The sequence below is a fragment of the Fretibacterium sp. OH1220_COT-178 genome (assembly GCF_003860125.1).
In the GTDB taxonomy this organism is placed as follows: domain Bacteria; phylum Synergistota; class Synergistia; order Synergistales; family Aminobacteriaceae; genus CAJPSE01.
Map to the genome: position 1 here is coordinate 19,541 of NZ_RQYL01000001.1, position 12,770 is coordinate 32,310.

Below are 12,770 nucleotides of genomic sequence, written 5' to 3' on the forward strand. Positions count from 1 at the left end.
GAGATGGGCATCGATGGACGCCCTTGAAATACCTTGAAACGAGGATGTTCTATCCTTACAAGCGCACCCTCCGCGGCACCGCCGCCCCGTGCGTCATCGCTCCGAGGCCAGGGGCAAATCCCGGGGGCGCTCGAAAGGATCCTCGTCCGTATCCTGACCGAAGGATGCCGGAGTTTCCGGAAAAGCCAGGATGGACAGGGTCAGGCCGATCCGGTCCTCCGCCCCGGAGGTGCGGTCGTCCACGTAGTGCAGTTCCCATTTCATACAGTCGGTGATCCACTGCAGGGCGTAAAAGACCTCGTCGACCTCGGACTGCTGGAGGTCGTAGCTGCCGCGGACCAGTCCGAACATCTCCCGTCCCAGGGGGAAGCGCAGTTTCTGGCGAATTTTCTCCGCCTCTCGATATCGATCCCAGAGCATGGCCCCCTCCCCCCAGACGTGACGACGCTCGTATGCCGTGGCGAGCTCGAGGCCTCCCAATCGATAGCGCAGCCCCATCAGGCTCCAAAGGATCTGCTGATCCGCTCCGTCCTTGTCGTAAAACCAGGCTTCGCCCCATGATTTCGAAAAAAGTTCCACCTCGGTCCCCAGGGCTTTTTCGAAATAACTGCGAAACCCCGCCCCGTAGCGCGAGGTCGTGTCCCCTCTGTAGCCGGCGGTCTCCTCACGATAGGTGCCCCATGAGGCCGAGAGCGACAGCCAGGACTCGGGGGACGTACGGAACCAGGGCGAACGCACCTGCAGCTCCGCCCGTCGGTCGAGCCGTCCCTCGTATTGGTGGGCCGAATCCTTCTGGTCCTTGACGTACTCGCTCTTGGTCCAATTCAGGGCCGCAAACCACCCCGCCCGCTCGAAGAGCAGGGAGGCGTAAGGGTGCCAGATCGTCTCGTCCCAGAGCTCGTCCCAGGAATAGGCGACGCCGCCCTTGATGGAAAAGCCGCCGCCGAAGGACTGCTCGGCCTCGATCATCCATTCGGTACCGATGTCGCTCCACAGGGCCACACCAAGGGACAGGGCCCCCGTGTCCCAGGCCAGCGCTCCCGTGATTCCCCCCCCGGTTCCCCGAGTCCGGCTGCTTTGCAGGTAGGGCATCACCGAATACTTCAGAGCCCTGCGTTCGATCTGGACCACATAGTCCATGGGCGAGGTGAAAAGGTAGGTATCCCCCAGGTAGATCCGCGGACGTTTTGCCGTAACCTTCCGTCCGGGGACGAAGGAGATGCTCTTGGACTCGAGCCGATAATGGGGATGGTCCAGCGCGCAGGTCGTCAGAACGACGTCGTGCCATTCCGCGACGTAGTCATCCGGACGCCCGGGACGTCCTCGGACCATCCCCCTCTCGACCGCCAGATCCCAGGGGAAAACTTCGATCTCTCCCCCATACACGTAGAGGGTCCCCGCCCCCACGGGAAGGTTTGCCCGGGCCCCGGACAGGATCCCCTCCTTCGTCGCCAGGTCGTAGTCGAGCCGGTCGCCAGCGAGGGACTTGTCCCCCGCCTGCAGGACCACCTTCTCGCCCGGAAGAGGCATGGCTCGGACCTTCTGGGTCTGAGCATCGTAGTCGATGCGTTCGGCCCGTATGGTCGCTCCCTGATAGAGCAGGACGGCCCTGCCCTCGGCCCTCGCCTGCCCCGACTCGTCGTCGTAGGAGACCCTGTCCGCGTTCAGCACGACCTTAGCGGGCTCGTCGGCGAAGAGCGGACCGCCCCCGCACAGGACGGCAACCAGAATCCAGCCCACGAACCACGGGCTCCGAGCCCTGGGGGCACCGGAGAGGGACGGCAGGGCTACCTCAAAGGTTTCGTCCATGTAACCGAACCTCCTTTTTCCAAAAGCACGACACCGCTCTCGTCCATGCTGGCCTCCGGCGTTCTCAGAACGAACTCGTCATCGTAAAGGGTCAATCCCAAGGGAAACCGGAACTCGTTGCGCGCCTCACGCCACTCGAGCTCCGGGCTTTCCAGATTCAGCACCCGATCGGGCGTCTCGAGCGTGCCCAACAGCCCCCTCAGCACAGCCGCCCTCTCGTCGTTCGAGTAAACCCCGTACGAGCCGAAGAAATACCATTCCCCGCCGGACGCGAGCCGACGCCGTATGTCTATCGACCGCACGGAAACCCCCTCGCCCAACTTCTCGGCAAAAGGAAGGCGGACACGCCAGGCATCCCCCGAGATCTCGCGGTCGAACTCCAGGTTTTCGATGACGATGCCGGGCATGCGCAGCAAGCCCTCCCGGAGAAGGTCGACGTCGAGACGTATGTCGCGCATCACGTAGCGCACCAGAACCGCTACGCCCAGGCAGGCCATCAGGAGCCACAGGCCCCCTCTGCGCATCCTCATCCCCCTCGTTCTCCAAGGGCTCCAATCAAGCCGCGGACTACCATACGACCTTCCAGGAGGACTCCTCCCGGACGATACCGAGGGTACGAACGACCAGGGAGCGGAACATCAGAAAGCGCCGGTCCGCAATCACCTTGGCCCGTTCTTCCCCGAGCCAGTCGATCCTGTACCCACTCTTCAGCCCTGCCCGAAAGTCAGCGGCCTTGGAAATTTCCTTTGCGAAGTTCTCCTGTGACAGAGCCCTCCGTGATGAGGCGGCGAGCATCGCGTACATCTCGTCCGGCCGGTTGTCCGACCACAGGGCCAGGAAGCGCCGCAGCACCTGCTCCCGGCTCACATAGGCGTTGTCCACGTTTTTGGGCGGCGTTTCCTCCCTCACATCGGGAGAGGACGCACCCCGCTCCCGCACCGATTCCACGAAGGCAGCCATGTCCCCGGAATCCTCCGAGAGAAGCGGCGGAATGGGACGGGGCGCGACGGGCGGCGGGGGCGGCGTCACGACCGGGGGCGCAACCGGTGTGGGCCTCTGGGGGACGGACCGGGAGAGGCCCCGCTTTTTGGGGGACTTCTTCGGCAGCTCGACGACCACGACCCCCGGGTCCTCCTGCGTCGGAGACTCCGCGTTCCACGTCTCCGAGCCCCGCGCCCGAGCGAAGGAGAACAGGCGTTCGTCGTGAACGCCCATTCCCCTCACGGCAACGGCAAAGTCCGCATCCACCTGTTTCGGGAAAAAGACCAGGCCCTGGACGACGCCGTTCACGGCCTGATCCAGCTGCGAGTCGTAGCGGACGGGACGAAGGCGCTCGCCCGAAGAGGTGACCAGGAGGACGTTGTCGGAGACAGGCGCGAGGCTGACCGGCCTGGGTCCAAAGGAGTAGACCGTCAAAAGGAAGGGCTCCGCCTTTCCCATTCTGAGTTCCGAGACGAAGGTATCGCGATACGCCCGCCGCTCGGACTCGGACATCCCGACCCGCAGCGCCTCGGCGTCGACCCAGGGATCGACGAGCTCCTCCGGATAATGCACGATCCAGACGAAACAGTCCCTGCCCCAGTGGGTCACCGTCCAGCGCTCCAAGATCCTTATCGTGTCGTCGAAAGGATTGGCCACGGCCGCATCGCAACGATCTCCTCCCGCTTCAGAGACGATCCAGAACGACAGCAATCCCAGACACGCCCACTTGAAAGGGACACGCAAAAAAGCCCCGCCTCTTCGAATTCCGGACACTCCGCCACCTCCCTTCATGAGTCGCGACCAAACGCCCCGCCCCGGAGGCGGCGGCACGGGGGGATTTCAGGCTTTGAAGGACGTCAGTTGATCTTCTGCTCGGGAGGAAGCTCAAAGGCGTCCCCCTCGGAGGAGGGCTGTGCGGAAGGACGCTTTTTGATGATGATATCCCTCTCGGAGTCGGCCGAGGGCGTGCTTGCCCCTCCGGCAGGTTGCCCTACGCTCTGTCGGATGACCGCGCTCGGATCGACGCGCAGGCTCTCCGGGACGACATAGGCGGAGACTGTGACGTCATCGGAGGTCTGGACGAAAGTGAGGGTCCCCTCCGGGATACGAATGGAGTTGCCCCGGATGAAAAGGCCGCCGATGAGACCGACGGGGCCCAACAGCGCCGCTCCGGCAAGGCTTGCCGCTCCGGCCCCTATGATGGCGCCCTCTCCCTTGTCCCCGCTCTTCTGAGCGGCCTCGACCGCCTTTTTGGACGCCTCTCCCGTGGTCACCCTGGGACGCTGCGGTCCCAGAGGCAGCAAGGAGTTGAAGGTCAGCCGAACCTCTCCCGGAACGCCGAAGGCCCTCGGCTTCTTGACCTCCCGCACCTCGGTCTCGACCAGCGAACCGCGCGGAGCGACCAGGCAATCCTCCACGAAGAGGTCGTCGGTCAGCGCAAGACGAACGAGGTCCCCCTTCCGGTTTTTGGCGGGGCTCAATTCCTCCATGAAGCGCACCTTCAGGACCGTCGCTGCGGGCAGGGTAACGCTGCGGAAGGTCACCGGATCCGATACCAGCGTGGCCAGAATCCGCTCGACACGCATCGCGACGGGCTTGCCGTACTGGAGATCCCCATCCATATCCGTCTCCAGAGTCTCAAGACGCCTCAGCGCGGACCTGGATCCGTGGATCCTCTTGCCGACGATCCACTCGGCAACGCCGAGCTTGAAAATCATGGAGGGCTGTTCCTCGGTCCCGACCTCCAAAAAGTTGAGAATCGCCGAATGGCGCTCCGCGATGCTGCCGGGCAGGCTGCGCCCGAAGAGCTCCCTCTCGATCCCGTTCAGCCGCTCGATCAGCCCGCCCTTGCTCGGTTCTCCATAAACAAGCGTCTCGATCCGCTCCATCATCAGGCTGGAGGAACTCTTTTCATCGTCCGCGGGAGCCGCGACCGCACAGGAAGCGATCGACAGGCACAACAGCGCCGCCCCCAAAAGTAACCCGCCCCAAAACTTTCTGTTCAAAACGTTACCTCCTCTTCTCAAGAAAGACTCGACGACGGCGAAGTCCTCTTCAAAACCTTCGAAACGCCTACCCCCTGTCGTTCCGGAAGCGCCGCGCAGCGCCGATGAAACCGGAGAAAAGCGGATGGGGGCGCGTCGGCCGGGACTTCAGCTCGCCATGGAACTGTCCCCCGAGGTACCAGGGATGCTCCGGCAGTTCGACGATCTCCACAAGCTCCCCATCGGGACACACCCCGGAGATCTTGAGCCCTCCCCTCTCCAGGCTCTCCCGATACGCATTGTTGAATTCGTAGCGATGACGATGGCGTTCGCTGATTTGAAGGGAGCCGTAGGAGCGTTCCGCCAAGGTCCCGGGCACGACATCGCAGGGATAGGCCCCCAAACGCATCGTTCCTCCCATTTTATCAATATGGGCCTGTTCCTGCATCAAATGAATGACGGGATGGGGACTCGAGGGGTCCATCTCTTCGCTGTGCGCCCCGGCCAGGCCGCAGACGTTACGGGCATACTCCACGACCATCATCTGCATGCCCAGACAAATTCCCAAAAGCGGCACGCCCTCCTCCCGGGCATAGCGGATCGCATCGATCATTCCCTCGACCCCTCTCGAACCGAACCCGCCGGGAATCAGAATTCCGTCGGCCCCTCTCAGGATCTCGGCTGCCCCGGAGGACTCAAGCTCCGCCGACTCCACGGCGCGGACCCGGACCTTTACGTTATGGCGCACTCCGGCATGGTAGAGAGCTTCCACGACACTCAGATAAGCGTCCTTGTGCTGCACGTATTTCCCGACCAGCGCAATCTCCACCCAATCCGGAGCATCCATGAAACCGTCCACCACACGGCGCCAGTCCGACAGGTCCGGCTCCTTGCCGCAGGGCAGCCCGAGGCAGCGGAGAATCAAAGAATCCAGCCCCTGACGATGAAGACTGAAGGGGACATTGTAGATCGTCGGCTCGTCCTGGACCTCGATCACCGCTTCCGGGGGAACCGTGCAGAACAAGGCGATCTTGTTCTTCATCTCCTGGTCCATGGCATGGCTCGTGCGACAGACCAGAATGTTCGGGAGAATGCCGATCCGGCGGAGCTCCTGGACACTGTGCTGAGTGGGCTTCGTCTTGAGCTCCTTGGCCGCCTCCAGCCAGGGGATGAGCGTCACATGGCAGTAGACCACGTTCTCACGCCCGACTCGGTCCGCCATCTGACGAATGGCCTCCAGGAAGGGCTGCCCCTCGATATCGCCCACGGTCCCCCCGATCTCCACGATCAACACGTCCAAGCCCTCGCTCGCCCGAACCAGGCGTTCCTGGATGTCGTTGGTGATGTGGGGAATCACCTGAACCGTTCCGCCCAGATAAGCTCCCCGTCGTTCCTTTTCGATGACGTTCAAATAAATTTTACCGGTCGTGATGCTGTTCTGCTCGCTCAGTGTCTCGTCGATGAAACGCTCGTAATGCCCCAGGTCGAGGTCCGTCTCCGCCCCATCGTCGGTGACGAAGACTTCGCCGTGCTGAAAAGGGTTCATCGTTCCCGCGTCAACATTAAGATAGGGATCCACCTTGATGATCGAGACCCTGAAGCCCCTCTTCTTGAGCAAAGTCCCCACGGACCCCGCCGTGATTCCTTTGCCCAGCGAGGAGACCACTCCTCCCGTTATGAAAACGTACTTCGCCATTGTCCGTCTACCTCCCCGACCATCAGGTCAGAACGCTAAAAAATCGATACGCTCAAACAAAAAACGGGACCAGAAAAAAAAAACTTCTGGTCCCTGCACGGTTTCTCGAAGAATATGCTGTGTCGGTTATTTAAGGTACTGCAACGGATTGACCGGGCTGTTCCCCTTACGGACCTCGAAATGGAGGTGTGGTCCGGTGGATCTGCCGGTCGTTCCCACCCTGGCGACGTTCTGCCCCTGGCTCACTTTCGCCCCCTGTCCCACCAGAAGCGTGCTGCAATGGGCATAGAACGTCGAATGCCCTCCCGCATGTTCCACGACGACGACCTTGCCATAGCCGCCCATCCAGCCCGAATAAGCCACACGCCCATCGCGGGCTGCCCTGATGAGCATTCCCCGATCCGCCTTGATATCGATTCCGGTGTGGAAGTCCCGACGCCGAGTGACCGGGTGCCGCCTCCAGCCGAAGGGACTGTTGATGCGCCCCATCACGGGCCATCGATAGGACCGGACACCCTTTTGAACGTCCCTCCCCTTGGACGGAGGGCTCTTGGCTTTCTTGCCCTCCGACTTGACCTCGGCGACGGCCTCGGGACGGGCGCCGGGGAGGAAGATTTCATCGCCGGGCTTCAGGGAGACGAGGTCCACCGTCGGGTTGACCTTGCGCGTCCGCTCGAGGTCGACCTGGTAGCGCTTGCAGACCTGCTCGATCTTCTCTCCCTTGCGCAGCGTGTAGAAGATTCCGTCCTGATTGGGTATGCGCAAGACCGCACCGGGCCGCAGGGTCGCGGAACTCTTGAAGGTATTGCTCCCCACCAGGGTATCGAGCTCGATGCTCTGGGCATTGGCGATGGACCAGAGGCTGTCGCCCTGGACCACGACATAGGCCAGGACTTTGAGGGGCTTGGATTCCTCGCGCAGAGAAGCGACCCGAATCTGCCGGGTACGGACCTCCTCCAGCGTGTTCTCCACCTCTTCCGGATTGTTGGGGATCAGGAGAATCTGATTTGTGGCCAGGCGATTGGCATCCTTCAGGCCGTTGGCCCTGAGAATATCCTGAGCGGTCACCCCGCCATGGCGAAGGGCGATGTCCGAAAGGGTCTCGCCGGATTTTACGACATGCTCCTTCCAGCTCGAACCGACATCCGTCAAACGGATTCCCGCCTCCGGCAGCTCCATGTCCGACATGTCCTCCATGCCGTCATCGGGAAGCCGTGTCCCGTCATCCTCCGTACTGAGCACGATGGACTCGAAATCGGAAAGATCCTTGGGCAAAGGACCAAAATCCTCAGCCACGTCCTCCACAGGGAGCGGCAGGGGCAAATTGGCCACCCGAGCCTCGGGAAGCTTCAGCTCCAGCTCCCGAGGAAGGGAATCGTCCGTCGGCCGGGAAGGGCGCTGCCCGGTTATGCCCAGGGTCAGGCTCTCCGGCACGGGCTCCTGAGGCCGGGGCGGAACGGGCTCCCCGCCCTCGGAATAATCGCTCATATCGACGGAGACAAACCCTTCCAACGAGACAAGGGGAGCCTCACGGTTTTCCATAAGGCTCCCCCAGGCGACTCCCGAAAATCGTCCCCATGCCGAAAACATCAGAAAAGCAGCCAAGCCCATCGTGCAACACACGACGGCACAAAACCCCCAACTGAAACCCGATCCCTTCCTACTCCGGGAGACGGCTTTTCGACCCTCTTTTTTGCGATCGAACGCTTTCAACAAACATTCCTCCCGATTCCGCCGAAACGAAACTCAGACAGAAAAACCGACCGCTCCGGCATGGTCAATCCTCCATGCATACCCAAACGAACGAAGAACACCGCCCCTGGCTCCCCTCGGCCCGGGAAGCGGTTTTCCTTGTTTGAAGGCATGAAAAGCTCAGTTGAAACAGACCTTCGGTCTTTTTCCCACGAGAAAAGCGGAGGGGAAATCAACCTCGCTGAGCATTATAGCACATCCTCACAGCAGGCCTGAGCAGCAGAAAATGCGTTTTTCCGCTTTCTCCTAGAGGAGCTTGATCGACATCAGGAACTCGCGATTGTTGCGCGTCTGGCGCAGCTTGTCGAGAATCAGGTTCAGCGCTCCCGCCTCGTCGACGCTTACGATGCGCTTCCGAAGGACCCAGAGCCTGGCCAGTTCGTCCTCCGGAATCAGGAGCTCCTCACGCCTGGTCCCCGAGCGCGTGATGTCGATGGCCGGAAAGATGCGCTGCTCCGCCAACTTCCGGGAAAGATGCAGCTCCATGTTCCCCGTTCCCTTGAACTCCTCGTAGATGACGTCGTCCATGCGGCTCCCGGTATCCGTCAAAGCCGTTCCGATGATCGTCAGGCTCCCCCCCTCCTCGAAATTGCGGGCTGCGCCGAAAAACCGCTTGGGAAAATAGAGTCCCGAGGGGTCGAGCCCTCCCGAAAGGGTACGCCCCGAGGGGGGAACGGTGAGATTGGACGCCCGGGCCAGACGAGTGATCGAATCGAGCAGGATCACCACATCCCGCTTGGCCTCCGCCAGACGCTTGGCCTTCTCCAACGCCAGATTGGCCACTCGGATGTGCTCGTCCGCAGGGCGGTCGAACGTCGAGGCGATGACCTCCCCGTCCACGGAACGGGATATGTCCGTTACCTCCTCGGGCCGCTCGTCGATCAGGAGCGCCATCAAGATGACATCCGGATAGTTCGAGGAGATCGCCTTGGCGATGCGCTTCAGCAGCGTCGTCTTCCCGGCCTTCGGGGGAGAGACGATCAGGGCCCTCTGTCCCATGCCTATGGGCGCAAACATGTCGACCAAACGCGTCGCCCAGTCGCCCGGGCCGGTCTCCAAGTTGATGCGGACATTGGGAAAAATGGGGGTCAATTGACCGAACTGAGGACGCCGTCTGGAATGTTCGGGGTCGGAAAAATTGACGGTCTCCACCCTCAAAAGCGCCTCGTAATGCTCCAGTTCGCGCGGGGGGCGGATCAGTCCCCAGATCACGTCCCCGTTCCTCAGGCCAAACCGGCGTATCTGCGATACCGACAGATAGACGTCGTTGTCCGTGGGCAGCATGCCCTTGGGTCTCAGGAAGCCGAACCCCTCGGGCAGGATCTCGAGCGTTCCTCCTCCGAACCGATAGTTCATGCTCTCCGCCTGCGCCCTCAGGATGGCGATGATCAGATCGTCCTTCCGCAGAGTCGATGCTCCGGCAGCATTCAGCTCCCGGCCAATCCTGCGGAGATCCGCCAGGGTCTGGGACGCGAGATAACCATAGGTGTGCTTGGGCTTAGGATGAGAGGGGGATTCAACTGGGCTCGGGGCGGGAGCCTCGAAAATGGCGGGCTCCTTCACGGAAGGCTCGACAGCGGCCGACTCGGTCTCGTATCCGCGATCGGGAGGCAATGGGGAGCTCTCCGCCGTCCGCGTCTTATCGACCGCCTCGGAGTCGGTGACGGCCTTCGCCTCCGCCTCGGGCGGAGCGGCTTTTCGGGGCCGACCGCGCGGCCGGATCGCCTTTTTGCCCGACTCCTCGGCTGCAGGAATCGCGGAGGGCTCGGGCACCTCTCGGACCGAAGCCGCACTTTCCGGCTCCGCGTTCAGGTCGTGCGCCTTGCTCGCGGCCGGGCGCCCCCGCTTTTTGGGGGCCGCCCCCTCCTTCAGCTGCCTCACCATGGAACGCCTGGCCCCTGTTCGTCATACATCATGATCGATCACCTCGAACACACATTTTCTTGAAAAACTCCAACGATTACGATAATCCCCAATCCGCCGTGCAGGAGGCATCCGGACGCGAAACTTCCGGTCTTCCGCACGCTTTGCGCCCCCTCCTCGCGCTCACTCCGGTTTCATGAAAGGAAAGAACCCCGAGCCGCACCAACCCACGAGCGACGACAAAAAAGCGGAAAATTTAGAAAGGGGATGCCACGGGCAAAACCACTCCGATGCGAAGCAACATGTCGCCCACCCTCCGAAAGGGGCGCACACGGACTCAATAGATCTCGAAATGGAACTCCGGTATCGCCTCGGAACGGTACTGGAGGCCGACGGTATAGCCTCCCCGCGGCAGAGGCACGCCGCTCTCCTGAAGCAGGCAATACATCCTGGACCCCGAGGGAGCCGGCAAAGGGTAGGTCTCCGCCTGAACGACCCTGTCCCCCCAACGCCAAACGACCTGAATTTCGCTGCCCTGGTCGGCGCGGTCGTAGTCGAAACGCAGACAGACCTGCCTTGCCCCGTAGGGGAAACGGGATATCGTTCCCGTCAGGAACCTCCTATCCTGCAAATCGACGTTGACCGTCACGTTGGATACCTGGAAGTTCTCGCCGAGCCTGACGCTGTTCCGCCTGACGATCAGAAATGAAAGCAGAAGCAGCACCAGGGTGAAAAGAACGGGAAGCAGCAAGAAGGGCTTGTGCTTTTTCAACATGATGCCGACTCAGGAGAAAATGAGCCCTGTTCCTCGTACCATCCCCGGATTTGTGACGCAACCGAGGTCAGGTCGCCGAGAGAAAAACCGTCTACGGAGAGGCCGGCGACGCCCAAAACGCCGTCCACCGCCCCCTCCTCCCGGAGCGCCGAAAGCATCCGCTCCTCCTCGCCGTCGCGCAGACCCAGCCAGCGGCCGGAGCGGACCGATAAAAGCGCCGAAAGGGCATATCCCCCCCAATTGGAGACATCCACGGGAAGGCATACCGTCGCGGGAACGAGGGAAAGAAACGGAGCATAATCGGGCAGAAGTCCCGACAGAGGCTCGTACAAGGCCCCCATCCCGGCTTCGTTGCCGCCGTCTCCGATCCCCAGGACCGGAATCCCCGCCCCCAGCGCTACGAAAGCCAGATCGTCCAAGGGGACGATGTCAGAGCTGATATCCTCGCCCCTCATGTTGTAGTGGCGCCCGTCCTTGGCCTTCCCCGGCCGCTCCAGAAAGACCAGGAGGTCCGTATTCGCGACCGACGAAAAGTCCGGCTCCGCAAGGCAGAGGGCGGACGGCCCATCGACGCTTTTCGAGCAGGCGAGCAGGGCGGGGAAATTGCGCTCGTCCGTCACCAGAAAAACCCTCTTGCCCAGAAGTTCGAGAGCTCTCCCAAGAATGACGGCCCCAAGGGGCCCATCCGTCTCGGGAGCCCCGGCGGATGGGATGAAGAACCCCGTGACAATGGCGACGTCGTCTGCATCCGAACAGAGGGCCAACGCCCTCTCCCAGAGCGACGGACTGCAGAGCAGGGACGCACCTCGCCCTCCCCGGTCGGAGGCGACGATGCGCTGCAACGCAACTAGGTTCGCCCCCGGGAGCAGCGGGCTGGATGAATGGGCAAGCGAACGAGGAGACATCTCGACCCTGCGGAAAAGCGTCAGTTCAGTTTGTCGACCAACCCCAAAAGCTCCGGGCTGAGGGTCTTGTGTTCGCTCCAGGAACGCTCCAGATCGCTCAGAACCATGCGATGATTCACGTTCCCCACCATGTAGCCCGACTTCCCGATCAACAAGGATTCGGTGGCGTAAGCCCCCATCCGGGAGGCCAAAAGCACGTCGAAGGAGGTGGGGCTCCCCCCCCTCTGGATATACCCCAAAACGGTCACACGGGCGTCATAGCCCCCCGTGTCGTGGAGCTTGTTCCGCATCTCGCTGGCGGACATCACGCCCTCGGCCAGGATGATGAGCGTATGGCTCTTCCGTTTCTCGTGAGAGAGCCGAAGTCGCTGGCAGAGGTTTCCGATGCTCAGGGGAAGCTCGGGCACGACCACGTACTCCGCCCCCGAAGCCACGGCAATCTCGAGCGCCAGGAACCCGGCGTTTCGCCCCATCACCTCGACGATGAACAGACGGTCGTGACTGGAGGCCGTATCGCGGAGCCGAATGACGGCCTCGAGCGCCGTGTTGACCGCGGTATCGAAACCGATCGTCTCATCCGTCCCGGCCACGTCGTTGTCGATGGTCCCGGGAATGCCGATGACCGGCATTCCCATGTCGTGCAGCGCCTTGGCTCCATGAAAGGAACCGTCGCCCCCGATCACGACCAAGCCGTCAATCCCGGCCTCCCGCATTCTGGCCATGGCCTCGGCCCGCCCCTCGGGCTTCATGAACCTCTCGCTGCGGGCCGTCTTGAGAATCGTCCCTCCGCGATGGATGATCCCCCCGACCGAGGAGCGGGATAGAGGCAGAAAATCCCCCTCTATCAATCCCTCATAGCCCCTCATGACGCCGACGCACTCCTTGTCGTTGAAGAAACAGGTGCGGGCCACCGCACGAATGGCCGCGTTCATGCCGGGAGAATCCCCTCCGCTGGTCAGTACGGCGATGCGCTTCACGTCAGCCTCTCCCTTCCAGAGCCTCAA

At 62.1% G+C, this 12,770-nt stretch carries 10 protein-coding genes; all 10 read right to left on the minus strand.

The window, feature by feature from the left end:
• Positions 1–93: 93 nt before the first annotated feature.
• Positions 94–1,809: a hypothetical protein gene (locus tag EII26_RS00100; RefSeq protein ID WP_124887098.1), complete on the minus strand. Its 1,716-nt coding sequence runs from the start codon at positions 1,807–1,809 to the stop codon at positions 94–96.
• A complete protein-coding gene (locus EII26_RS00105) occupies positions 1,788–2,339 on the minus strand; it encodes a hypothetical protein (protein ID WP_124887099.1) in 552 nt (183 codons plus the stop codon). Before EII26_RS00105 ends, EII26_RS00100 begins: the two co-directional genes overlap by 22 nt.
• Positions 2,340–2,376: 37 nt before the next feature.
• Positions 2,377–3,564 carry a hypothetical protein gene (locus tag EII26_RS00110; RefSeq protein ID WP_124887100.1) on the minus strand — a complete coding sequence of 396 codons (1,188 nt, stop codon included), beginning with the start codon at positions 3,562–3,564 and terminating at the stop codon, positions 2,377–2,379.
• An 83-nt stretch (positions 3,565–3,647) separates the two neighbouring features.
• On the minus strand, positions 3,648–4,796 hold the full coding sequence (locus EII26_RS00115; RefSeq protein ID WP_124887101.1) for a hypothetical protein: 1,149 nt from the start codon (positions 4,794–4,796) through the stop codon (positions 3,648–3,650).
• Between the two features lie 67 nt (positions 4,797–4,863).
• Positions 4,864–6,471 carry a CTP synthase gene (locus tag EII26_RS00120; protein WP_124887102.1) on the minus strand — a complete coding sequence of 536 codons (1,608 nt, stop codon included), beginning with the start codon at positions 6,469–6,471 and terminating at the stop codon, positions 4,864–4,866.
• A 126-nt stretch (positions 6,472–6,597) separates the two neighbouring features.
• Positions 6,598–7,959 (minus strand): peptidoglycan DD-metalloendopeptidase family protein, encoded by a 1,362-nt coding sequence (locus EII26_RS13580; protein ID WP_158612053.1) that lies wholly within the window; start codon positions 7,957–7,959, stop codon positions 6,598–6,600.
• Between the two features lie 510 nt (positions 7,960–8,469).
• A complete protein-coding gene (gene rho, locus EII26_RS00130) occupies positions 8,470–10,107 on the minus strand; it encodes a transcription termination factor Rho (RefSeq protein WP_124887104.1) in 1,638 nt (545 codons plus the stop codon).
• A gap of 316 nt (positions 10,108–10,423) precedes the next feature.
• Positions 10,424–10,861 (minus strand): hypothetical protein, encoded by a 438-nt coding sequence (locus EII26_RS00135; RefSeq protein ID WP_124887105.1) that lies wholly within the window; start codon positions 10,859–10,861, stop codon positions 10,424–10,426.
• Positions 10,855–11,703, minus strand: coding sequence for a DUF4392 domain-containing protein (locus EII26_RS00140; protein ID WP_158612054.1), 849 nt, complete (start codon positions 11,701–11,703; stop codon positions 10,855–10,857). The genes EII26_RS00135 and EII26_RS00140 overlap by 7 nt, the downstream gene beginning before the upstream one ends.
• A gap of 83 nt (positions 11,704–11,786) precedes the next feature.
• The gene (gene pfkA / locus EII26_RS00145) at positions 11,787–12,743 is read right to left on the minus strand and encodes a 6-phosphofructokinase (protein WP_124887107.1); all 957 of its coding nucleotides are present in this window, start codon (positions 12,741–12,743) and stop codon (positions 11,787–11,789) included.
• Positions 12,744–12,770 lie beyond the last annotated feature (27 nt).